22 protein-coding genes and 1 pseudogene are annotated in these 23118 nt (G+C 70.6%); 13 read left to right on the top strand and 10 right to left on the bottom strand.

Going from position 1 to position 23118, the window contains the following annotated elements; all coding sequences use genetic code 11:
• Positions 1–22: 22 nt before the first annotated feature.
• The gene (locus AB0M36_RS34370) at positions 23–1003 is read right to left on the bottom strand and encodes a YafY family protein (RefSeq protein WP_364166360.1); all 981 of its coding nucleotides are present in this window, start codon (positions 1001–1003) and stop codon (positions 23–25) included.
• 61 nt (positions 1004–1064) lie between these two features.
• Here AB0M36_RS34370 and AB0M36_RS34365 point away from each other — a divergent pair, with 61 nt between their 5' ends.
• Both AB0M36_RS34365 and serA read left to right on the top strand, forming a co-directional pair.
• Positions 1065–1514, top strand: coding sequence for a hypothetical protein (locus AB0M36_RS34365; RefSeq protein ID WP_364166358.1), 450 nt, complete (start codon positions 1065–1067; stop codon positions 1512–1514).
• A 77-nt stretch (positions 1515–1591) separates the two neighbouring features.
• Positions 1592–3193 carry a phosphoglycerate dehydrogenase gene (gene serA, locus AB0M36_RS34360; protein WP_364166356.1) on the top strand — a complete coding sequence of 534 codons (1602 nt, stop codon included), beginning with the start codon at positions 1592–1594 and terminating at the stop codon, positions 3191–3193.
• A gap of 8 nt (positions 3194–3201) precedes the next feature.
• On the opposite strand, the gene AB0M36_RS34355 is transcribed toward serA, so the two are convergent.
• Entirely contained in the window at positions 3202–3579 is a 378-nt protein-coding gene (locus AB0M36_RS34355; protein WP_364166354.1) for a hypothetical protein, read from the bottom strand.
• 351 nt (positions 3580–3930) lie between these two features.
• Here AB0M36_RS34355 and AB0M36_RS34350 point away from each other — a divergent pair, with 351 nt between their 5' ends.
• Both AB0M36_RS34350 and AB0M36_RS34345 read left to right on the top strand, forming a co-directional pair.
• Entirely contained in the window at positions 3931–4962 is a 1032-nt protein-coding gene (locus AB0M36_RS34350) for a 3-isopropylmalate dehydrogenase (protein WP_364166411.1), read from the top strand.
• Positions 4963–5064: 102 nt separating this feature from the next.
• Positions 5065–6162: a branched-chain amino acid aminotransferase gene (locus AB0M36_RS34345; protein ID WP_364166352.1), complete on the top strand. Its 1098-nt coding sequence runs from the start codon at positions 5065–5067 to the stop codon at positions 6160–6162.
• A gap of 4 nt (positions 6163–6166) precedes the next feature.
• Here AB0M36_RS34345 and AB0M36_RS34340 read toward each other — a convergent pair whose 3' ends face one another.
• On the bottom strand, positions 6167–6913 hold the full coding sequence (locus tag AB0M36_RS34340) for a tyrosine-protein phosphatase (RefSeq protein WP_364166350.1): 747 nt from the start codon (positions 6911–6913) through the stop codon (positions 6167–6169).
• A 224-nt stretch (positions 6914–7137) separates the two neighbouring features.
• On the opposite strand from AB0M36_RS34340, the gene cimA reads away from it, so the two are divergent.
• Positions 7138–8724 (top strand): citramalate synthase, encoded by a 1587-nt coding sequence (gene cimA / locus AB0M36_RS34335; RefSeq protein WP_364166349.1) that lies wholly within the window; start codon positions 7138–7140, stop codon positions 8722–8724.
• Positions 8725–8728: 4 nt separating this feature from the next.
• Here the strand turns inward: cimA and AB0M36_RS34330 are convergent.
• From AB0M36_RS34330 to AB0M36_RS34305, 6 genes and pseudogenes are all read right to left on the bottom strand, one after another.
• Positions 8729–8976 (bottom strand): annotated as a pseudogene (locus tag AB0M36_RS34330) (ABC transporter permease); the annotation flags it as partial.
• Positions 8977–9053: 77 nt separating this feature from the next.
• On the bottom strand, positions 9054–10046 hold the full coding sequence (locus AB0M36_RS34325; RefSeq protein ID WP_364166409.1) for an endonuclease/exonuclease/phosphatase family protein: 993 nt from the start codon (positions 10044–10046) through the stop codon (positions 9054–9056).
• A gap of 72 nt (positions 10047–10118) precedes the next feature.
• Complete coding sequence (locus tag AB0M36_RS34320) at positions 10119–11549, bottom strand: hypothetical protein (RefSeq protein WP_364166347.1); 1431 nt, start codon at positions 11547–11549, stop codon at positions 10119–10121.
• 112 nt (positions 11550–11661) lie between these two features.
• Positions 11662–13008 (bottom strand): pitrilysin family protein, encoded by a 1347-nt coding sequence (locus tag AB0M36_RS34315; protein WP_364166345.1) that lies wholly within the window; start codon positions 13006–13008, stop codon positions 11662–11664.
• Complete coding sequence (locus AB0M36_RS34310; RefSeq protein ID WP_364166343.1) at positions 13005–14318, bottom strand: pitrilysin family protein; 1314 nt, start codon at positions 14316–14318, stop codon at positions 13005–13007. Before AB0M36_RS34310 ends, AB0M36_RS34315 begins: the two co-directional genes overlap by 4 nt.
• Before the next feature lie 84 nt (positions 14319–14402).
• On the bottom strand, positions 14403–15290 hold the full coding sequence (locus AB0M36_RS34305; protein ID WP_364166341.1) for a LysR family transcriptional regulator: 888 nt from the start codon (positions 15288–15290) through the stop codon (positions 14403–14405).
• A 66-nt stretch (positions 15291–15356) separates the two neighbouring features.
• Here AB0M36_RS34305 and AB0M36_RS34300 point away from each other — a divergent pair, with 66 nt between their 5' ends.
• The 8 genes from AB0M36_RS34300 to AB0M36_RS34265 all read left to right on the top strand — a co-directional run bounded on the left by AB0M36_RS34300 (position 15357) and on the right by AB0M36_RS34265 (position 22457).
• Complete coding sequence (locus tag AB0M36_RS34300; RefSeq protein ID WP_364166339.1) at positions 15357–16214, top strand: EamA family transporter; 858 nt, start codon at positions 15357–15359, stop codon at positions 16212–16214.
• Between the two features lie 185 nt (positions 16215–16399).
• Complete coding sequence (arfB, locus tag AB0M36_RS34295; protein WP_364166338.1) at positions 16400–16825, top strand: alternative ribosome rescue aminoacyl-tRNA hydrolase ArfB; 426 nt, start codon at positions 16400–16402, stop codon at positions 16823–16825.
• Between the two features lie 154 nt (positions 16826–16979).
• Entirely contained in the window at positions 16980–17504 is a 525-nt protein-coding gene (locus tag AB0M36_RS34290; RefSeq protein ID WP_364166336.1) for a response regulator, read from the top strand.
• Between the two features lie 94 nt (positions 17505–17598).
• Complete coding sequence (locus tag AB0M36_RS34285; RefSeq protein ID WP_364166334.1) at positions 17599–20106, top strand: ATP-binding protein; 2508 nt, start codon at positions 17599–17601, stop codon at positions 20104–20106.
• A 144-nt stretch (positions 20107–20250) separates the two neighbouring features.
• Complete coding sequence (locus AB0M36_RS34280; RefSeq protein WP_364166332.1) at positions 20251–20481, top strand: hypothetical protein; 231 nt, start codon at positions 20251–20253, stop codon at positions 20479–20481.
• Positions 20478–21329: a helix-turn-helix transcriptional regulator gene (locus tag AB0M36_RS34275; protein ID WP_364166330.1), complete on the top strand. Its 852-nt coding sequence runs from the start codon at positions 20478–20480 to the stop codon at positions 21327–21329. The genes AB0M36_RS34280 and AB0M36_RS34275 overlap by 4 nt, the downstream gene beginning before the upstream one ends.
• Positions 21330–21737: 408 nt before the next feature.
• Positions 21738–21932, top strand: coding sequence for a hypothetical protein (locus AB0M36_RS34270; RefSeq protein WP_364166328.1), 195 nt, complete (start codon positions 21738–21740; stop codon positions 21930–21932).
• A gap of 255 nt (positions 21933–22187) precedes the next feature.
• Entirely contained in the window at positions 22188–22457 is a 270-nt protein-coding gene (locus AB0M36_RS34265; protein ID WP_364166326.1) for a hypothetical protein, read from the top strand.
• Positions 22458–22459: 2 nt separating this feature from the next.
• Here AB0M36_RS34265 and AB0M36_RS34260 read toward each other — a convergent pair whose 3' ends face one another.
• Positions 22460–23110, bottom strand: a complete 651-nt coding sequence (locus AB0M36_RS34260) for a hypothetical protein (protein WP_364166324.1) — start codon at positions 23108–23110, stop codon at positions 22460–22462.
• Positions 23111–23118 lie beyond the last annotated feature (8 nt).

Raw genomic sequence — 23118 nt, 5'->3', positions numbered from 1 at the left:
TTTGGTGCCTGCCATTCTCCCATCATGCGACGTAGAGATCGGCCATCGCCCTGATGGTGTTCCTCAGGTGCGCGACCAGGGTGGCCGGGGAGAGCACCCGTACGTCCGGGCCCAGCCGCAGCAGGGTCATGGCGGCGTGGGACACGCTCTCGAGCGGGATGGTGGCCTGCTGCCAGCCGTCCGGGTCGGCGGGAGTCAGAGTCCGAAGCGCCATCCGCGCCGCCTTCGGGCCGAGTACGTCGGGAAGGGCCGCGACGCCGCGGGCGGTCAGCCGCACGGTGGCGACCTCGGCGTTTCGCGCGCTCTCGTATTCCTCGACGTGTCGCTGCCAGTAGGTGGCGAGGTCGAAACCGTCCGGCCGCGTGACGGACTCCGGCAACGGCCGCACGTCCAGGATGGATGACACCCGGTAGGCGCGGGGTTGGCCACGCTCGCCGGTGGCGACGAGATACCAGGTGCCCGCCTTGAGAACGAGTCCCAGCGGGTGCAGCCGCCGCGTCACCTCGCCGGGCCGGGGCGCCCAGCGGCGGTAACGGACCTCGACGGCCTGGTCCCGCCAGAGCGCTTCGGCGACGGCGAGCAGGTGTGGCACCGGATCGGGTTCCCGAAACCAGCCGGGCGCGTCGAGGTGGAACCGGTGCCGGATGCGCGTCGACGCGTCCCGGTACGACGTCGGCAGCGCTGCCGTCAGTTTGAGCTCGGCGGCGGCCACCTGGGCGCCGAGGCCGAGTTCGGCGGCCGGTTGGGGCAGCCCGGTCAGGAACAGCGACTCGGCCTCGTCGGCGGTCAGCCCGGTCAGCCGGGTGCGGTAGCCGTCCATCAGCTCGTAGCCGCCGGTCGGTCCGTGCTCGGCGTAGATCGGCACGCCCGCCGCGGCGAGAGCCTCGACGTCACGGTAGATGGTCCGGGCGGTGACGCCCAGTTCCGTGGCGAGCCGCGAGGCGCTCAGCCGTCCCCGGTTCTGCAGTAACAACAGCAGGGACACCAGGCGGCTCGCTCGCATCGCGGAAGTCTGCCAGACCCCTGACACTGGATGTCAGGGGTATCCCACCAAGATCGACGTCATGAACGACTTCGACTTCCTCACCGGGTCCTGGACGGTCTCCAACCGCAGGCTCAAGACCCTCCTCGCCGGCGCCGACGACTGGGAGACCTTCCCCGGCTCGGCGACCTGCCGGCCGATCTTCGACGGTGGAGGCACCACCGAAGAGATCGTCTTTCCGACGCTTCCCAGCCGCGGCCTGAGCGTGCGCCTGTTCGACGTCGAACGTCAGCGGTGGTCGATCTACTGGTCGAGCAGCCGCACCGGGCTGCTGTACCCGCCGGTGCACGGCACCTTCGCGGGCGGCCGCGGCGACTTCTACGGTGACGACACCCATGACGGAAAGCCGATCAAGGCCCATTTCATCTGGTCCGAGATCACGCCCACCTCGGCCCGGTGGGAGCAGGAGTTCTCGGCCGACGGGGGCGAGACCTGGGAGACGAACTGGATCATGGAGTACGTCCGGGTGTGAGGCCGGTCACATAGATCGACATGACGGTGCGCCCGGCGTCCACATACGATCGCGGGAGGTCCGCGAGATGGAGACGCATGACTCCCGTCGTATTGATCGCTGAGGAACTCGCCCCCGCCGCCCTCGAGGTGCTCGCCCACGACTTCGACGTCCGGCGGGTCGACGGCACCGACCGGGCCGCCCTGCTCGCCGGGCTCGCCGACGCCGAGGCCGTCATCGTGCGCAGCGCGACGCGGATCGACGCCGAGGCCGTCGCCGCCGCGCCGCGGCTCAAAGTCGTCGCCCGCGCCGGGGTGGGCCTCGACAACGTCGATGTGCCCGCCGCCACCGCGCGCGGCGTCATGGTGGTCAACGCGCCGACCTCCAACATCGTTTCGGCCGCCGAGCAGGCGGTTGCGCTGCTGCTCGCCGTCGCGCGCCACACCGCCGCCGCCGGGGCGGCGCTCAAGCGGGGCGAGTGGCAGCGAGCCAGATATACCGGCGTCGAGGTGCACGGCAAGACCGTCGGGGTGGTGGGGCTGGGTCGCATCGGCGTGCTGTTCGCGCAGCGCATGGCCGCCTTCGACACGCGGCTGATCGCGTACGACCCGTATGTCCAGCCGGCACGGGCCGCCCAGCTCGGCGTGCACCTGGTCACGCTCGACGAGCTGCTGCGGGAGAGCGACTTCATCTCGGTGCACCTACCCCGCACTCCGGAGACCGTGGGTCTGATCGGCGAGAAGGAGCTGGCGCTCGTCAAGCCGGGCGTCCGCATCGTCAACGCCGCCCGGGGTGGACTGGTCGACGAGCGTGCCCTGGCCGATGCCCTGGCCGAGGGTCGGGTGGCGGGCGCCGGGCTCGACGTCTTCGCGACTGAGCCGACCACGTCCTCGCCGCTGTTCGCCTTCGACAACGTCGTGGTCACGCCGCACCTGGGCGCGTCGACGGCCGAGGCGCAGGACAAGGCGGGCCTGTCCGTGGCGCGCAGCGTCAAACTGGCGTTGCGGGGCGAGTTCGTGCCGGACGCCGTCAACGTGCAGGCGGGCGGCGTCGTCGACGAGGACGTGCGGCCGCTGCTCGGTCTGGCCGAGCGGCTCGGCAAGGTCTTCACCGCGGTGGCCGGTGGCGTGGCGGCGAGCGTGGCCGTCGAGGTGCGCGGCGAGATCGTGTCGCACGACGTCACGGTGCTCAAACTCGCCGCGACCAAGGGGCTCTTCGCGTCGGTCGTCGAGGAGCAGGTCACCTACGTCAACGCCCCGCAGCTCGCGGCGGACCGCGGCGTCGACGTCGAGCTGGTCGTGTCCGGCGAGGACCCCGAGCATCACAACCTCGTCACCGTACGCGGGGCGTTGCCCGACGGCCGTCTCGTGACCGTCTCGGGCACCCTGATCACGACCGGCGGCCGCGAGGCCCGCAAGCTGACCCGGGTCGACGAGTTCGACCTGGAGCTGGACGCCGGCGGGGTGCTGCTCTTCTTCCGCTACGCGGACCGCCCGGGCATCGTCGGCGCGATCGGCTCGATCCTCGGCGAGGCCGGAGTGAACATCGCGGCGATGCAGGTGGCACGCCGGGAGGTCGGCGGCGAGGCGCTGATGGCGCTGACGGTCGACTCGTCGGTCGACGCGGAGCTGCTGTCCACGGTGGCCGCCGCCATCGGGTCGTCCCGGGGCAGCATCGCGGATCTGCGGGACGAGGACTGAGTCCGGCCTCAGCGGGGCACGGCGGCGCGCGCCTTCACCGGCGGGGGGTAGACGGTGCCGTCCTGCAGGTCGAGCAGGTCGAGGTTGAGTTCGCCGGCGAGGCGTTCGATCCGTTCGAGGACCTCGTCCGGGCAGCTCTCGTCCAGGCGCATCTGTATATGGTCCGCGGCGGCGTGCAGCGGCGCGCTCGCCCACGGCGAGCCGTCCAGGGCCGCACGCGGGCCGCGGTCGGGATAATCGCTGGTCAGCGCGTCATAGAAGGCGACGACGCGGGGGTCGGCGGGGCGTAGCGGGTGCTCGCCGCGCGCACACCGCTCGTTGGCGGCACGCACGTCGTCCGGCATGTCCGCGTTGTCCATGGCCCACACCACGAGGTCGAAACTCACCGGCGCATGGTGCCATACCGGTGGGCGTTCGATCCCGTTGTCGGGGCGACACGCGGGGGATGCGTCTTGCGCGACATTAGTCCGCATCGCTAGCGTTGGTCCTTGCCGCGCGGGCGTCGCGGGCGTGTCTTCGGGTGACATGCCGGTGGCCGTTCCGCGCGGTTGTGCACCCCGGCGGGCGCGAGCCAGCGTTTTCGTCGTGACAGCCCCCGCGATCGTTGCCGCGATCGGCGGGGGCTGTTCGCGTCGTGCCACACCTCATCCACATCATGGGAGTTGCGTACCGGAGAACGGGACGGCCGGTTAGGCTCGGCCCCGGTTCGTCAAACGGATGAGGGAGTGGACGTGGCGGTGGCGCGGATCGCGGTGGTGGCCGGCGACGGCATCGGGACCGAGGTGACCGCGCAGGCCCGCACGGTGATCGAGGCCGTCCTCCCCGGCGTCGCCTACCAGGAATACGACCTCGGCGCCCGGCTATACCACCGCACCGGCGAGGTCCTCCCGTCGTCGGTGCGCGACGAGCTGGCCGGCCATGACGCCATCCTGCTCGGCGCGATCGGCGACCCGAGCGTGCCGCCGGGCGTGCTCGAGCGCGGCCTGCTGCTCAGGCTCCGATTCGACTTCGACCAGTACGTCAACCTGCGTCCCTCGCGGCTCTGGCCCGGCACCGTCAGCCCGCTCGCCGGCATCAAGGCCGGCGAGATCGACATGGTCGTCGTCCGCGAGGGCACCGAGGGCCTCTACGTCGGCGCCGGCGGGGTCCTGCACCGGGACACCCCCGCCGAGATCGCCACCGAGGAGAGCCTAAACACCCGGCACGGCGTCGAGCGGGTCATCCGGGACGCGTTCGCCCGGGCGCAGCGCCGCGAGCGCCGCCATCTCACGCTGGTGCACAAGACGAACGTGCTGACCCACGCCGGCGGCCTCTGGGCCCGCACCTTCCAGGCGGTCGCCGACGAGTTCCCCGGCGTCACGACGGAATACCAGCACATCGACGCCGCGAGCATGTTCATGGTGAGCAACCCGCAGCGTTACGACGTCATCGTGACCGACAACCTCTTCGGCGACATCCTCACCGACATCGCCGCCGCAGTGACCGGCGGGATCGGGATGGCCGCCAGCGGCTCGGTCAACCCGGAGCGGGCGTTCCCGTCGACGTTCGAGCCGGTGCACGGCTCCGCGCCCGACATCGCCGGCCAGGGCATCGCCGACCCCGCCGCCGCCATCCTCTCCGCCGCGCTGCTGCTGGAGCACCTCGGCCACGCGGAGGCGGCACGGCGGGTATCCGAGGCCGTCGCGGCCGAGGTCGCCGCCCGGACGCCGGGGGCGCCGCTGCGTACGGCCGAGGTCGGAGAGCGAGTTGCCGCGGCCGCGACCGCCTGAGTGGTCGGCTTTAACGAGCGTTCGAGGTATGTTCGCTGAAGCACTGGGGGGTCTCCCTCGGCTCATACCTTGTCGCTCGCGTAAGAAAGCAGGTCAGCCCCCATGGGTGGTGGTGACAACCTCGACTTCGAGATCCGTCCGAACCCGGCGCCCGTCAGCGACGCGGACCGCGCGACGTTGCTGGCCAACCCGGGTTTCGGTCGCATCTTCACCGACCACATGGTCACCGTGCGCTACGCGGAGGGCAAGGGGTGGTACGAGCCCCGCGTCGAGGCCCGCGCGCCGATCCCGATGGACCCGGCGTCGGCCGTGCTGCACTACGCGCAGGAGATCTTCGAGGGTCTGAAGGCGTACCCGACGTCGGACGGTGGCGTCACGATGTTCCGGCCGGACGCCAACGCCGCGCGGTTCGCCCAGTCGGCGCAGCGCATGGCGATGCCGCAGGTGCCGCAGGCCATGTTCCTCGAGTCGCTGCGGCAGATCATCGCTATCGACCAGAAGTGGATTCCGACCAGCGACGAGGGCAGCCTCTACCTGCGCCCCTTCGCGTACGCGAGCGAGGTCTTCCTGGGTGTGCGCCCGGCGATGGAATACCTCTTCCTCGTCATCGCCTCCCCGGTGGGCGCCTACTTCAGCGGCGGCGTCAAGCCGGTGACGGTGTGGGCCACGCCCGACTACACCCGGGCGGCCCCGGGTGGCACCGGCGCCGCGAAGTGCGGCGGAAACTACGCGGCGGGACTCTCCGCGCAGGCCGAGGCGATCGAGCACGGCTGCGACCAGGTCGTCTACCTCGACGCCGTCGAGCGTAAGTACGTCGACGAGCTCGGCGGCATGAACGTCATCTTCGTGATGGACGACGGCTCCCTGGTGACGCCGCCGCTGGGTGGCACGATCCTGCCCGGCATCACCCGCGACTCGGTGCTGAAGCTGGCCGCCCACTCCGGCCGCGCCGTGAGCGAGCGGCCGGTCAGCATCGACGAGTGGCGCGAGGGCGCCGCCTCCGGCCGCATCCGGGAGGTGTTCGCCTGCGGGACCGCCGCCGTGATCACGCCGATCGGCACCGTCCGGTCGCCGGAGGGCGAGTTCACCGTGGCCGACGGCGGCCCGGGCGAGGTCACGATGGCGCTGCGCCAGCAGCTCACGGACATCCAGCGCGGCCGCGCCGAGGACCCGTTCGGCTGGGTCCACAAGATTCTCTGACGCCTCAGGACGGCTCCAACAGGTGGTCGCGCATCGCGGCCACCTGTGCGGCGCTCAGGCCGATCTCGCGCACGTACTTCTCCACCGAGCCGTGCCGGTCCCGCAGGTCGTCGAGGAACATGTGCATGGCGTCCTGCGGGCAGTCGAACATGTGGTACTTGTCCTGGACCATGTCGGGCCTGGTCCGCCTCAGGTACTCGGTGAGCGACGCCATCGCCACCTCGGTGAGCGCATAGTCCTCCGCGATGACCGCGTCGGGGACGCCGAGCAGCGCCAGCGTCAGCGCGCAGACCACACCCGTGCGGTCCTTGCCCGCCATGCAGTGCACGACCACCGGCGCCGAGTCGGGGTCGGCGATCAAGCCGAGTGCCGAGGCCAGCCCCTCCCGGCCGTCCTCCGCGAAGTTCAGGTAGCGGTCGGCGAGCCAGCGGTCGTGCGCGGTGCCCGCCGGCTCCGGCACCGACTCCCAGTCGACGTGCTCGAGAATCAGGTTGTGGTAAGCGAGACCCTCCGCCTCCGGCACCCGGCCGTGCTCCTCGATCTCGAAGAGGCGGCGCAGGTCGATGACCGTCCGGACGCCGAGTTTGCCGAACGCCGCCAGGTCGTCGCCCTTGAGCCGGTGCAGGGAGTCGGAGCGGAACAGGCGCCGCCAGCGCACCGTTCTCCCGTCGAGACCGGCATACCCGCCGACGTCACGGAAGTTGTAGCTGGCGGAGAAGGACAAGGTCCGGGGGTACGGATCGACGGTCACCCCTCCAATTTACGTCACCCGCTGAGGCGACAACCGTCCCGGAATCTGGACTTCGGACCCGCGGGTGTGAGAATCGGTGGCATGCTTCCGTACGTGACCCACCTTCCCGTGCTGATTATTCGCACCTAGCGCGCCGGCTGACGCATCGCCGACGCGCAGACCTCCCGCATCCGCGGGGGGTCTTTTTGTTGGGTCGACCCGTCTTGTGCGAAAGGAAGCTCCCCATGACCTACCAGGTGTTCGACACGACACTGCGCGATGGCGGGCAGCGCGAGGGCATCAGCTACTCGGTCGCCGACAAGCTCGCCGTGGCGCGGCTGCTCGACGAGTTCGGGGTCGGTTTCATCGAGGGCGGCTGGCCCGGGGCGATGCCCAAGGACACGGAGTTCTTCCGCCGGGCGCGCACCGAGCTGGACCTGCGGCACGCGGTGCTGGTCGCGTTCGGCGCCACCCGCAAGGCCGGCGTGGACGTCGCCGAGGACCCGCAGGTGCGGGCCCTGCTCGACGCCGAGACCCCGGTGGTCTGCGTGGTCGCCAAGTCCGACCTGCGCCACGTCGAGCGGGCCCTGCGCACGACCGGCGAGGAGAACCTGGCGATGGTCCGCGACACCGTCGCCCACCTGGTCGCGAACGGCCGCCGCGCCTTCGTCGACTGCGAACACTTCTTCGACGGCTTCCGGCACGACCCGGCCTACACCGCTTCGGTGGTTCGCACGGCATTCGACGCCGGCGCCGAGCGGATCGTCATGTGTGACACCAACGGGGGCATGCTGCCATCGATGGTCACCGCCGCAGTCCAGGCCGTGGTCGAGCGCACCGGGGTGCCCGCCGACCGGCTCGGCATCCACTGCCAGAACGACACGGCCTGCGCGGTCGCCAACACCATCGCCGCCGTCGAGGCGGGCGTACGCCACTTCCAGTGCACCGCCAACGGCTACGGCGAGCGGCCCGGCAACGCCGACCTCTTCGCCGTCGTCAGCAACCTGCAACTCAAGCTCGGGCTGAAGGTCCTACCGGACGGATGCCTCGAGAAGGCGACGCGGGTCTCCACCGCGCTCGCCGAGATCGCCAACATCGCCCCCGACACCCACCAGGCCTACGTCGGGGCCGCGGCATTCGCCCACAAGGCGGGGCTGCACGCGAGCGCGATCAAGGTGGATCCGCTGCTCTACAACCACGTCGACCCGTCGGTGGTGGGCAACGACATGCGGATCCTGGTAACGGAGATGGCCGGCCGGGCCAGCATCGAGCTCAAGAGCCGTGAGCTCGGGCTGGACCTGGCCGGCCACCCGGACACCCTCACGGAAGTGACCCGCCAGGTCAAGGATCTGGAGGCGGTCGGGTGGTCCTTCGAGGCCGCGGACGCGTCCTTCGAGCTGCTGGTCCGCGACGCTCTGCCGGGTGCCGCCCTCGCGCGGCCGTTCAGCCTGGAGTCCTACCGGGTGCAGGTCGAGCACCGCGAGGACGGCGCGGTGGTCTCGGAGGCCACCGTCAAGGTCCGGGTACGCGGCGAGCGCGTGATCGCCACCGCGGAGGGCAACGGCCCGGTCAACGCCCTCGACGAGGCGCTGCGCACGGCGCTGTCGAAGCACTACCCGGAGCTGGAGAACTTCGAGCTGGCCGACTACAAGGTCCGCATCCTCGAGGGCTCGCACGGCACGAACGCCGTCACCCGGGTCCTGGTCGAGACCAGCGACGGTCGCCGGGACTGGACCACGGTGGGTGTGCACGAGAACGTGGTGGAGGCGAGTTGGCAGGCCCTCACCGACGCGCTCACCTTCGGCCTCGCCCGCGCGACCGCGCCGGCCTGAGCGGTCACGCCCGCCTGGTCATCACGCGCAGGGTGACGGCCAGGCCGGCGACGCTCCAGGCGCCGAGCACGGCATAGGGCAGCGCGGCGATTCCGGCCGCCGCGACGTCAGGCTCTCCCGGACGGCCTGGGCCAGATACTGAAACGGCAGCAGGTGATGGACGGCCTGGAGCCAGCCGGGCAGCCGCTCCGCCGGAAAGTTGATCGGCGAGAACATCAGCGAGACGAAGACCAGCACCCTCGACATCGGCGTCGGGCTGCAACACCTCATCGATCCGGTGGCGCTGCCGGCCGAGACCTACTCCCGGGGCGTCGAAGCCCTGCTCGGGGTCAGGCCGCCGGGAGAACCACCTCGGCGATGATCGCCCGGTGGTCGCTGCCGTCGATGTCGTGCACATCCGCGTCGGTGACGCCGAGGCGGTTGTCCACCAGGACATGGTCGATGGTCACCGGGGGGATGAGGTCCCCGTCGTACGGGCCCCAGGTGCCGATCAGGCCGTTGCCCGTGGCGTCCGCCGCGTCCCGGTAGCCGCTGTCGATCAGCTCACGCAGCGGCTGGTGGTCGAGCGTCGCGTTGAAATCGCCGAGCAGGATGCGCGGCATGCCCTTCGGCTCGGCGCGCGGCTCCGCCTCGAGGTCGGCGCGCCAGCGATCGACGACGTCCACCGAGAACGGCGCCAGGGGGTGCGCCGACTCGACCGTGAGCGGGGCGGCGCCGGGCGGCTGGATGGTGCCGTACGCCTGGTTGAAGAATCCACCGTTGACGCGCACGTCGGGACTGGTGATCGGGAAGCGGGAGTAGAGCCCGGAGCCTCCCGCGCCGAATTCGGCGCCCAGCGACGAATAGGGCAGGAGCTGCCCCAGGCCGGCCTCGGCGAGCCGGGTCTGCGCGGTCGGGCTGAACTCCTGCAGCGCGAGCACCGCCACGTCGTTGTCCCGGACGAACCGGACGATCTGCGCCGCGTCCGCGCCGCCGAAGAGCATGTTCGAGGTCATGACGCGCATCTTCACCCCGGTCTGCGGGCCGCGATCGCCGTCGGCGAAGGCCCGCGGGAGCACCATCGCGGCAAGCAGCACGAAGGTCAACGCCGCGACCGCCGCGGCCAGCCACCGCCGGGTGGCGAGCGCCGCGACCACCGGTACGACCGACCACGCCGCGACGTACGGCGTGAAGGCGAAGAGCTGCACCAGCAGCCCCCGCTCCCAGCCGCCCACCCGTAGCACGGCCCAGACGGCGCCGGGCAGCACCAGCAGCCACAGGAGCACCAGCCATGCGGCCCGACGCTTGGACGGCTTCGCGATGGCGGGCGCCGAGGTCGTCATGGTCATGGCCGCGACGGTATCCGGCGGCGGCTACCTAGACCGAATGATCAGGTGGTACGTCACATTCCGTGGTCACTGGAACGGGTTGAAGTTCTGCCCGGCCATCAGGAGCCATGCCGTGGTTCCCACGTGCTGCCGGCTGAAATAACCGAAGGCGAAACCGGTGTCGAAGGCGCTGGTGGCGGCCACGACGCCGGCGGCGGCGGGCAGGGGAGTGCCGGTCCAGGTGCCGCCCTCGCCGGGGTTGGAGAGCCGACCGCCGCACGGGTCACGGGTCAGGCCGACCGTCTGCCCCGCGCCCAGCGTCTCCTGAGCCGTCATCATGGCCCTCAGCAGCCGGCCGGCGCGCGCGGCGTCTCCGGGCGCGCCCCGCCTGAGCAGGGCCAGGGCGACGTGACCGTTGCCTTCCAGCCACACCGCGTCGCGGTGGGTGGGCAGCGCGCTGCCGGAGACCGTGCCGGTGGCGACCTTCGCCTGGCTGCTGTACGTCACGCCGGCGACCGCGCCGTCGGTGGTGGCCAGGTTGCCGGTGGCCCAGTCGACGGCCCGGTCGTAGCGGTGGTCGCCGAGGCCGAGCAGGGCCCAGCTCTGCACGTCCTCGGGCACGTTGGCGGCATTGATGACGTCCGGATCCTCCTCGCGGGTGCCGGTCCAGAAGTGCCCGCCGGCCGGATTCCACATCTCGTGGACGAAGGCGGCGGCGACCGCCGCCAGGCCCTTCCAGCGCCGGTCCCGGGTCAGCTTGGCCAGCAGGGCGAAGAGCGCGTACGCGTCGATGTTGTGCTCGGTCGACGTCCACCGCTGCGGCGTCTCACCGTCCGGGCGCAGGCCGCCGTGATAGCCGCCGTAGCGGTACGGCGACCGCCGGGCGCCGATCCAGTGCCCGAGCGCGACGGCGCCGTCGAGGTACTTGGTGATGCGCGTGTCCACGTACAGCTGCGCCAGCGCCAGCGCTACCCAGGCCATGTCGCCCGTCGACGAGCCGCCGAAGCCGAACGGCCACAGGAACGCCGCCTTGCCGTCGTCGCGCCTCAGGCCGGGAAACGACGGACCTCTGCCGTAGAACAGCATCGGGCCCGCCGCGTACGCCTGGCGTACCCGCCCGTCGGCGTAGGTCTCGTCGTTGGCCTGGGCCCACAGCAGGGCGTCGCCGACAAGCCGGGCCCGGCGCACGTTGGCCACGGTCGGACTGGCGAGGTAGGCGAGGATGGCCAGCGCGTTGTCGTAGACGAACGCGGTGGTCATCAGCTCGCTCTCGTTGTTGTAGCTCTGCAGCAGCCGCGGCTCGCCGCCCTTGACGTACGCGTCCTGCACCAGGTCCAGGTAGTGGTAGGCCCGCCCGATCGGCTCGGCCAGGGCCGGGTCGGCGAGATGCCGCAGCGGGCAGGAGTCGGCCGAGGCGGGCACGGGCCCCCGCTGGCCGGGGGCTTCCGCAGGGGTCGGCAGGCGGCGGGCGCGGCGGCGGGAGAATTGCGCGGACGAGGCGGTGAGGTTCGTGGGCATGACCGGGTCCCCACTTCTGAGAGCGCTCTCTACCGAGGAGCAGGTGGCCATTGAAACCCCCTCCGGCACGCGCTGGCAAGAGAAAGGGCCGCCGCCGGCCCTTTCTCCCAGGTCAGATCTCGACGTCCAGGATCTCGCCGATCCCGGTCGCGGCCAGCTCGTCGCGGATGAGCGCACTGTCGCCCTCCACGACCAGGGTCAGGCCCTCCGGATGGAGATGCTCCGCGGCGGCGGCCGACACCTCGGCGACCGTCGCGTCCAGCAGGCGCTGACGCAGCGTCGCGTAGTAGTCGTCGGGCAGGCCGTGCACCACCAGCGTGGCCAGGGCATTCGCGATCGCGCCCGGCGTCTGCATGTCGACCGACAGCGAACCGGCCCGCCACGTCCGCGCGACGGCCAACTCCTCCTCGGTGACACCGTCGGCGCGCGTGCGGGTGATCTCGCCGACGGTGTCCGCCAGCGCCGGCGCGGTGACGGCGGTCTGCACCGACGAGCTGACCCCGAACCGGCCGAACCGGCGGGTCATCGCGAAGTCCGCGCGGATGCCGTACGTGTAACCCTTCACCTCGCGGATCAGGTGGTTGAGCCGCGACGTGAACGCCCCGCCGAGCACCGTCGCCGCCAGGCTGATCGGCACGTAGTCGGGGTGCGCCCGCTCCGGGGCCCGGTGGCCCAGCCGCAGCGTCGACTGCACCGAGCCGGGGCGGCCGACCAGCAGCACGCGCCGGGTCGCGGCGATCGGCACGTCCAACGCGGGCTCGGGGGACAGGGGCGAGCCCGACGTGCCGGCGAAGGCCGCAGCGCCCAGCTCATGCAGATCCAGCTTGTCCAGGTCGCCCGCGACCAGCAGGACGCCGGGGCGGGTCAGCCAGCTGCCGTGGAACGCCCGCACGTCCTCGACGGTGACCGCCGCCATCGAGGTGGGATCGCCGTACAGGGGGCGGCCGTACCGCTCGCCGGCGCCGAAGAGGTCGGCCCGCAGTGCCGCGTCCGCCCGCGGACCGGGCTGCGCCCACTCCATCCGCAGCGAGGTGGCCTCATCGTCGCGGACGCGGGCGACGTCGTCCGGATCCAGCCGGGGAGTGCGCGTCGCCTCCGCCATGAGGGCCACGGTCCTCGGCAACAGATCCACGGGTACGGACACGCCGACGCGGAACGAATCCCAGTCGACGGAGACGCTGAGCTCCGCGCCGAGACCCTCCAGCGCCAGCGCGTACGCGGCCGAGTCGCGGTGGTGCGTACCCTCCTCGAGGCACTTGGCGAGCACCGCGGCCGTACCCTCGCGGCCGTGATCCTCCCGGGCCGCGCCGGCGTCGAGCAGCAGGGCGGCGGTCGCCAGCAGGTGGCCCGGCAGGTGCGCGGCGACGACCTCGCCGCCGGCGACCGACGCGCGGTGGATCGCCGGGAAAGAGTAGGGGCGGGCGCTGCCGGGCTCGGGCCGGGTCGCGATGAGGCTCATGCTGCGGTCCCTTCCGGAAGATAGGTCAGGGTGACCCGGGACTGCGGGTCGAGCGTGCGGGCGGCGTCGGCGATGTCGCCGGCGGTCACCGCCTGCCACTGCGGCAGCCGGTAGCCGGCCGTCGCCGCGTCACCGAACTGGGTCGCGTACCGGCCGAGGACGTCCGCCCGGCCGCCTACCGTGGACATCTGCCGCCACCACGAGGTGGTCAACAGCGCCTTGGCCCGCTCCAGCTCGGCGTCGGTGACCGGCTCGGTGGCCATGCTGTCCAGCACGTCAGCCACGCCCGCCTTCAGCGCCTGCGCGTCCACGCCGTCCTTCGCCGTCGCGGTGACGATCAGTGGTGCCGGCGCGTGCGCCAGATCCACACCGTACGCACCGACGTAATCGGGCTGGGCGATCCGGGCACCGTCGGCGAGCCGCTGGTACAGCCGGCTGCCCCGGCCGCTGCCCAGCACCGTGGCCAGAACGGTGATCGCGTCGTATCCCGCCGTGCCGAAGGGATGGGTCCGGTGTGACAGATACACCCGCGGAGCCGGAACGGTGCCGGTGACCGTCTCGCGCGCCGGCGAGGTGGCCGGGCCCGGAAGATGAGCCGACGGCGCCGGCGGGATGCCCGCCACGGCCTCGATCATGCCGAAGTACTTGTCCGCGAGGGCGATGACGTCGGCCGGCACGACGTCGCCGACGACGGTGAGCACCGCGTTGTTCGGCGCGTAGTACCGCGCGTGGAAGGCCTGGAACGTCTCCAGGCTCGCGGCGTTCAGGTCCTCCATGGAGCCGATCGTCGCGTGGTGGTACGGGTGCCCCGGCGGGTACAACAACGGCAACAGGCGCAGCCACGCGTCGCCGTACGGCACGTTGTCGTACCGTTGGCGTCGCTCGTTCTTGACCACCTCGCGCTGGTTGTCGAGGGTTTCCTGGGTCAGCGCCGGCACCAGGCCGCCCATCCGGTCCGCCTCCAGCCAGAGGGCGAGCTCGAGGTGCTCGGCCGGCAGCGTCTCGAAGTAGTTCGTCCGGTCAGGATTGGTGGTGGCGTTGAGCGAGCCGCCCGCGCCCTGCACGTGACGCATGTGCTCGGTCTTGCCGACATGCACCGACCCCTCGAACATCAGATGCTCGAAGAGATGCGCGAAGCCCGTCTGGCCCGCGGGCTCGTGGCGGGAGCCGACGTCGTACCAGAGATTGACGCAGACCACCGGCGCGGTGTGGTCCTCGCTGACGACGACGCGCAGGCCGTTGTCCAGGCGTGCGGTTTCGATGGGCCACGGATAACCGGTTCCGGCGACCGGCGCGGGCTGAGCAGACACACAACCTCCCTGTATCGGGTTCCAGTATCCCGGTCGCCGCGCCTTTCGTTCGCCCGTTGCGTCCCCGTCTCCCACCGGCGCGGGTCACCCGCGGGCTTCCTGGAGGGCGTCGCGGAAGGCGCGGATCGCCGGCTGGCCCGACGAACCGCTGCGCACCCCGGTGAAAAGCCGGCGCCGTGGCCGCCCGGGCAGGTGATGCAGCTCCAGGTCACCGGGTGCCCGGTCAGTCCAGAGCAGATCGGGTACGAACGCGACGGCGTGCCCGGTCTCGACCAGGCGGAGCTGGAGCAGAAGGTCTCCGCTGGAGAACCGGACGTCGGGCTCGAAGCCCGCGCTGCGACAGACCTGCCGCGCCCACCGGCCCGGGGTGACCGTGTCGGGATCGAACACGAAGGGCGCGTCCGCCAGGTCGGCAAGCCGGGCACGGTGCCAGGGCCCGCTCGTCGGCACCGCGACGCGCATCTCGTCGTGCAGCAGCACCTCCTCGTCCACGCCGGGCAGCCGCGGCTCGGGAAGGCCCGGATAGTCCTCGCCGAGCACCACGTCGAAGTCCCGGGCGAGCAGGCCGGCGAAGGCGGATCCGGCCTCCGCCTGGGTGAACTCGACCCGCAGGCCGGGATGCTCGGCGGCGAGACGCGACAGCGTGGCCGGCACCAGTGACAGCAGCACCGACTGGAAGGAAGCCACCCGCAGCGTGCCTGTGACCTCGATCATGCTGCTCGCCAGCTCCGCCTCGGCGAGCTCCATCCGTTCCAGGATCGCCTCGGTGTGCCGGACCAGGATGCGCGCCTGCCCGGTCAGGCGCACGCCGCGCCCGACGCGCTCGAGCAGCGTCGCGCCGGTTTCGCTCTCCAGCAGGCTGAGCTGCTGAGAGATGGCGGACGGGCTGTAGTTCAGCGCCTGGGCGACCGCGGCGAGGGTGCCGAGTCGGTCGAGCTCGCGCAGCAACCGGAGCCGGTGAACATCCAACATATCTGACGATTATCGCTCAGAAACATTCGCTGGACGAACCAGTCCTCCGTTGGTGATCGTGAGGAGGTGACAATCGCCGCCCCGCCCCTCGCCACCCGCCCCGGCCCCGCCGTACTCATGGTGCTGGGATCCTGCGTCTCGCTCCAGGTGGGCGCGGCCCTGGCCGCCGGCCTCTTCCCGGTGACCGGCAGCGCGGGCGCGACGCTGCTGCGACTCGGCCTCGCCGCCGGGTTGCTGCTCGCCCTGGCGCGGCCCGCGGTCCGCGCCTGGCAGGCTCACCAGTGGCGCGCCGTCCTGCTGCTGGGACTCTCCCTGGCGGGGATGAACGGCTTCTTCTATGCGGCCATCGCGCGCATCCCGCTGGGCCCGGCCGTCACCATCGAGTTCCTGGGCCCCCTCACCCTCGCCGCCGTCCTGTCCCGGCGAGCCCGCGACATCGGCTGGGTCCTCGTGGCGGCGGCCGGCGTGGCAATGCTCGGCTTCGCCGACGGCGCCGCCGGCCTGGACCCGATCGGTGTGATCCTCGTCCTGATCGCGGCGGCGTTCTGGGCCCTCTACATCCTGGCGAGCAGCCGGGCCGGCGCGGCGGTCCAGGGCCAGGGCGGGCTCGCGGTAGCGATGGCGGTCGGCGCGCTGGTGCTGCTGCCGGGTGGGGCGATCGGCGCGGAGAAGGCACTGACGTCGCCCCATCTGCTGCTGGTCGCGCTCGGCACCGGGTTGCTGGCGTCGGTGATCCCGTACACGCTGGAAATGTCGGCGTTGCGCCGCCTGCCCGAGCGGGCGTTCGGCATTCTGCTCAGCCTGGAGCCGGCGGTCGCGGCGCTGGCCGGCTGGCTGCTCCTGGCCCAGCCGCTGAGCTGGGTCAGTGCCACGGCGATGGTCGTGGTGGTGCTCGCCAGCATCGGCTCCACCGCCTTCTCCTGACCGCCCGCTTCTCTGACCGCCTGTTTTCCTGACCGCCCGCTTCTTCTGACCGCCCGCTTCTTCTGACCGCCCGCTTCTTCTGACCGCCCGCTTCTTCTGACCGCCTGTTTTCCTGACCGCCCGGGCGCTGACCCGCCTTGATCAAACTGCATGGCGGGTTTCGCCGGGTGATGCGATGCTGTGGCGTGCCTGATGACGTCCTGGTGAACGAGCGGCTGGTGATCCCCGCCGCCGAGCTGTCGTGGCGGTTCTCCCGCTCGAGCGGCCCCGGCGGTCAGGGCGTGAACACGACGGACTCGCGAGTCGAGCTGTCGTGGAATCTGCTGGCGTCCGACGTTCTGTCGCCCACGCTGAAGGAACGGGCGGTGGAGCGGCTCGGCGGCCGCTTGATCGACGGAGTCCTGACCATCACCGCGTCGGAGCACCGGTCTCAGCTTCGCAACCGCGAAGCGGCCGAGGCTCGTCTCGCGGCGCGAGTCGGCGAGGCCATCGCACCCCCGCCCCGCCAGCGCCGCCCGACCAAGCCATCCCGGGGGGCGGTCGAACGCCGCATCGGCGAGAAGAAGCGCCGAGCCCAGATCAAACGGGGCCGGCGCGGAGAGATGGACTGACACGGGCCACCACCACGTACGCAAGTGGTTACGAAGTGGTGCCAATGGGCGTAGGGTGGATATATCCCGCGCAATGACATCCCACCCCTTGAGGTGGCTCGCCACCCGGGCCTACGAAGAGCGACCGTGACTCTTCCCCCAGGGGTGTGCCGTGATGCCGACCGTTCTGCTCGGTGAATCAGTCCCAGAGCTTCGCGCCCTGTTCGCGAAGCTCTTCGAGCGCGCCGGCGACACGGTCCACACCGCCGGCGACAGCGCCGAGGTGATACGCCTCGCCACCGACATGCCTCCGGACCTGGTGGTGCTCAACCTGCCCGAGGACGACGGGCCGGCCACCTGCCGGGCGCTGCGCGCCGACCCGCGCACCGCCGACACCCCGATCTTGTTACTGTCCGCGGCGCTGTACCCCGACGCCGCCACCGCCCTGCAAGCCGGCGCGGACGACTACATGACCAAACCGCTGCAGAACGCCGACCTGATACAGCACGCCCACTCCCTTACGACCGCCGAGTCGTGTCCCCACCCGGGCGCAGAACCAAGCCATACAAGATCGGGCAAAGATGTAGCGACGCCCGGCTCCGTCGCTCCTGACGGGAACGGCTTCGCCGGTGGGCCGCCCCGACTGGGGGGTTATGCCGGATTCAACCTCATGGGCCCTGGGATGCGGGGACCATGGTAGAGCGAATGCTGCCCTAGACCTCGGTGCATCCGTCCTTCGATGTTTGAGGCTCAGGGACCGGTCAGGTCCCTGCCGTACCGGGTGGGTGGTTGGCATGCCGAAAGTGGATACATCGATCCTGGAACAGCCGCAACGACTCGCGGCGGCGAGGCGGGCACGGCGGTTGCTGCCGGGGCTCGCGATGCCGCTGGATGCCATTGCCCGGCTTGCGGCCCGGGTGACCGGTGCGCCAATGGCAATCGTGGCGGTGACGGACGTCGTGGAGGAGCACTTCGTCGGCTCCTTCGGCCTGCCGCAGGTGTTCACCACCGGGGAGCCGGTGCCCGTGGCGTACTCGGTGTGCAAGTACATCGTGAGCGCCGATCATCCGGTGAGTGTGGACGACATGAGCGCCGACCCCGACCTGCGCTCACATGCCCTGGCGATGGAGTACGACGCGCGGGCGTTCGCCGGGGTCCCGCTGCGCGACGCCGCCGACCGCACCGTCGGCTCGCTGCTGGTCGTCGACGTGGTGCCCCGAGCCTGGACGGGTGAGCAACTGGAGCTGCTGGTGGAGATCTCCACCCTGCTCGCCGGCCTACCGCCAGACGGGGTCTACACCAACGCGGACGCGATGGCCGGGCTGGACGCCGCCGCGGTCCTCGACGGCGTGCAGGAAGCCTTTGTCGCCATCGACGTCGATGGACGCGTACGCGGCTGGAACCCGGCCGCGCAGCGCCTGCTGGGCTGGTCCGCCACCGAGGTCAACGGCCGCCGGGCAGCCGAACTGCTGCTGCGTGACGCCGACCACGACAGCTTCCACCGAAGCCTGCCCGACCTGATCGCCTCGACCGGCCCGCAGAGCGGATGGACCGGGCGAATCCCGATCCGCCACCGCGACGGCCACCAAATCCCGGCCCGCGCCGTCGCGTCGACGCTGCGCGGGCGCTACGGGCCCCTCATCGGTGTGTTCCTCACCGACCTCACCCGCCAGTCACACGCCGAACGCGACGCCGGCCGCCAACGCGGCTTCCTTACGGCCCTGCTGGACAGCCTCACCGCACCGGTCGCCGCGATGGATTCCCACGGCCGTCTCCAGGTCGCCAATCGGGCCATGCGCCGCCTGCACGGCCTGCCCGAGAACGCCCCATTGGCGGCGCTGCTCGCCGTCGCCCCCGGGCACCTGTTCCGTCCCGACGGCACATCCCTGCCCTGGGAACAGGCGCCGCTGATGCGCGCACTGGACGGTGAGCACGTCCGCGACCACGAAATTCTGATCGCCGTTCCCGGCGAACCGGTCCGGACCATGCTCACCAACGCCCAACCGATCATCACCGCCGACGACACCCAGGCCGGAGCCGTCAGCGCCTGTCGCGACATCACCGAACGACGCCGCGTCGAACGGTTCCGCGACTGCCAGCTCGCGGTGGCCACCGCCCTGGCCTACACCGGCGACGTGGACAGCTCCGCCGATGACATCACCCGGGCCGTGGCCGTCGCGCTGGGCTGGCCCCACATCGAGCTCTGGCTGCACGACGAGCTGACCGACGCCGTGCGCCTGGCCGGCCACCACAGCACCCTGGGCGCCGCCTTCGGCGAGTTCCTCAGCCGGCCGGTCGACAAGGGCGTCGGTGTCAGCGGCACCGCCTGGGCCACCGCCCAACCCCTGTGGATCCCCAACATGGCCGACACTCCCTATCTGAACGGTGCGGCCACCGCGCCGTGGGTGCGAATGTGCGCCGAAGCCGGCCTGCACACCATGATGGCCGCCCCCATCTCCGCGGACGGTCACGTCGTCGGCGTCCTGACCTGTTTCGCCGCCAGCCCCGAACACGACCGGACGTCACTGACGACGCTGCTCGCTGGGATCGGCGAGCAACTCGGACAGTTCCTCGCCAGCCGGCGCAGCGCCCAACTCGCCCAGGAGGTCACCCGCGGCAAGGACGACTTCCTGTCGCTGGTCGGGCACGAGATGCGCACCCCGCTGACCGTCATCTCGTCCTACATCGACATGCTGCTGACCGACGACGAGCCCCACACCGACGACACCCGCCGGCTGCACGAAGCGATCGCCCGCGCCACCGACACCCTGCGCGCCATCGTCGACGACCTGCTCGACCTCGCCGGCCTGGAATCCGGGCACCTGAGCGTCAGCCTCCGCCAGATCGACCTCTCCGTCATCGCCGGCCAGGCCCTCCACCGGGTCCAGGCCCCCGCCGACGCCAACGGCGTCACCGTGACCGCCGACCTCCCCGAGCGGCTCGTCACCACCGGTGACCCGCAACGCCTGCGGCAGCTCATGGACAACCTGCTGTCCAACGCCGTCAAATACAGCCCCGACGGCGGCAACACCACCCTCACACTCACATACGACGAACACGCGGTGGCCATCACCATCACCGACACCGGCATCGGCGTACCGCCCGGCGAACACCCCCACCTCTTCGACCGCTTCTACCGCGCCTCCAACGCCCGCCACAGCGCGGTCGCCGGCAACGGACTCGGCCTGAGCATCGTGCGCGCCATCGCCGAAGCCCACCACGGCACCGTCACCCTCGACGACATCCCAGACGGAGGCACCAGCATCATCGTCCGACTACCCCACACCTCTGCCGCAGCCTGACCGGGGCTGCCCACGCCCGTCGACCTGAGCTGACGGGCGTGCAGGCGCATCAGCAAGCCCCAACCTCACCCCGGCACGATCGACGACGCTCTCCATCGGGTTCGGTTCTACCTTGACCGCCAGCGAGAGGGCGACCACGATGAAATGGCGCGCAACACCTGGCAACCCCGAGACAGGGAGCTGGCCGTGCGCCTGACTTTCGTCGCGAAGGACCCGAACTCCAACCCGACCAACTCACCCACGTTGTACCGGACGGACCGGGGTAGCTGGCTGGTTCAGGGTTTCGTGGTCACCGACGCGAAGCGCTCGGCGAGACCTGCACCTTTGTCGGTCCGCTTTCGAGGCGGTGTGGAAGATCTCGACGCCTCACCGTGACTACAAACCCGGGTAGCTCCGCCAAGGCCGCGCTTCAGGCGCTGGGTGCCCGCCTACGGGAGATCCGGAAAGAAGCCGGCCTCACGGGGCGGGCACTCGCCGCTGCCACCGGGCAGCACTACACCCGGGTCAGCAAGCTGGAGAGCGGCGTCCAACGGCCGACCGCCGCCGACATCCGAGAGTGGTGTCAGGCGTGCGGTGCCGAGGCTGAGGTCTCTGATCTGCTGGCAACGCTGCGGGTTCTGGACTCTGCTTACCTCGAGCACCGGAGGGCGGCTCGGGACGGCATGAAGCGAGTCGTCGGCGCCAACACGGTGGAGTTGTACCAGCGGACGACCCATTGGCGAATCTACGAGCACAACGTAATACCGGGTTTGTTTCAGACCCCTGACTACTGCGCGGCCATGATCTCCTTCTGGACCGGATTTCTCGATGCTCCGAACGACCTGGAAGAAGCTGTCGCCGTGCGGATGGAGCGCCAGAAGGCGCTCTACCAGCGTGGCAAGAGGTTCGCCGTGATCCTGGAAGAGCAGGCGTTGAGGACTTGGTTCGGCGACGCGGAGACCCAGGCTAACCAGCTCGACCGCCTGCTGACGTTGATGTCGCTGCCTAGCGTCGCCCTCGGCGTGATCCCGCTGATGACCGAACGGGGCGCCGTGCCGTCAGCGGGGTTCTGGATCTATGACGACTCCCTGGTGTCTTTGGAAACTCCGACCGCCAGCATCGAGGTCACCCGGCCGAGCGAGGTTGAGCTGTATCTGCGGATGTTCGACAACTTGCACGGCGTCGCCAGGTACGGAAAGCCAGCAAGAGAACTCATCACTCGCGTTGCGCGGGAGTTGGCCTGACGCAACCTTTCGCAACATCGTGGACCGCTTACATTGGCCCTACCTAGCGTCTAACCCATTGACTGACAGGGGTTGACGAATAGGAGCCACTATGCACGCGAGACGTCCACGCAAGTGGTGGCAATCCATGAGTCGGTCGCGTTGCGTTTGCGGCCTGCCCTGGCCGTGCATCGAGGCGCGTTTGGAAGTAGGCCGGCGGCGCGAGGTGTGTCGTGCTCGGACCTCTGTCAGCGACCCCGCGCCTGGATTGCCGCGATGGGCAGATCCGACGGTGCCGCTGCGCCAAGTTGGCCGCGCGGGCGCGCTCACTCCGGCGCAGGAACGCCGAGCGGGACGGGGTGGATTGTGTTAGTTCCTCGTACGGAGCATCAGGGTGAGCGGCCCACGTGGGACTGCAAGGCCTGTGGCGTGCCATGGCCCTGCGCCGTCGCCAAAGTGGAGCTGGGCGAGCAGTACCAAGACGTTCCGCACGGCCTGTCGGTCCTGCTCGGCTCATACCTGATCGAGGCGATCGACGACTGGGCAGACGAGACAGGCGGGCCGCCGCCCGATCTGTACGAGCGCTTCCCCGGGTGGACCGACCAGCCGCGGCCCGTGGCTTGATACGAGAGGCGCGGAAAATACTGACGTCTCAACGGGGAGGGCGGCGCCGCGATCAACGAAGTTCTCGGAGTCAGCTCAGAATGAGTTCATGACAAGCCGATCGCAGGTGGTCACGGTGGCGGTGGGTGGAGTCGCTGCGGGACATCTCTCGGTGCCTGTACCTCGGATCGCGCTGATACGTCGGGGCGACCGCGCCCGTCGAGTGTTGGTGGTCCGGGTGTTGAGGCTTCGCACCTCGAGGTGGCTCATCGAAAGATGCTCGAGGGCGTTCTCAAATCGGATATTGACGCGGCCGATGTGGTGTCGTGGTCGTGGAACGGCACCGAGGTGCAGGTCGGTGCGTGGGCCGAGCGCACAACAAAGGCCGACCGGTTGCGGATTTGCGACGCCGTCGTCAACCGTGTCCGGGGCACGGCCGAGGCGACCCAGGTGATCGTTACCGCACATAGCGGGAGACCGAGTACGGACCCGGTGAGCTGGCAGTCGCCGGGTCCGCGGTGCCACGCCGACGAGCCGGAAGGCTGACCTCAATTAAGGGGACAGTGGTCTCGGCCGACTCGGAACAACGAGGTGACCAGCGCGGCCAGGCCGGCGAGGATGAGGGCGGCCACCAGTGCCGGGCGGGAGCGCTGCCAGTCGATGGTGCCTTCCCAGGGACTGGTTAATCCCGATGGGGGCGCCGCCACGGCATCGATGCTTGTGTCCCGGACAGGCTTCGGTGGGAGGCTATGGAAGAGGTTGGGGGTCCCAGGAGCAACGTAGGTCACGTCCGTGAGTTGGAGCCGAGGGACATGGATCGTGGTCTCCCACTCATGCTGCGCGGCGGCGTCGAAGCGTGGTTTGAGCATCTCGTTGTTCGCGACCTCGGTCAGGCTGAACAGCGTCAAGGCCATGACCACGGCCAGGCCGGCACCGGCCGAACGCAGCCTGCCGCGCGATGCCAGCCCGGCGTTCATCGCCAGCCCGAGGGCGGCGAGGACCAGGGCGATCGGGATCAGCGCCATGAAGCGGACCCGGACGTCCGGCGGCGCCTCCCATTCGGATAGCGGCGGTTGCAGCGCCTGGTAGCCGATCCGCAGGAGGAGAAAGAGGGCGAGGAGGCCGGCGGGGACGTGCCGCCACGTGAGCAGGCGGTCGGCTCGGCCCAAAACGGCGGCCGCCAGCGCCGCCGCGGCCATGGTCAACA

Source organism: Actinoplanes sp. NPDC051346, assembly GCF_040682215.1.
GTDB lineage: Bacteria > Actinomycetota > Actinomycetes > Mycobacteriales > Micromonosporaceae > Actinoplanes.
This window is presented reverse-complemented; position numbering and strand designations above follow the sequence as displayed.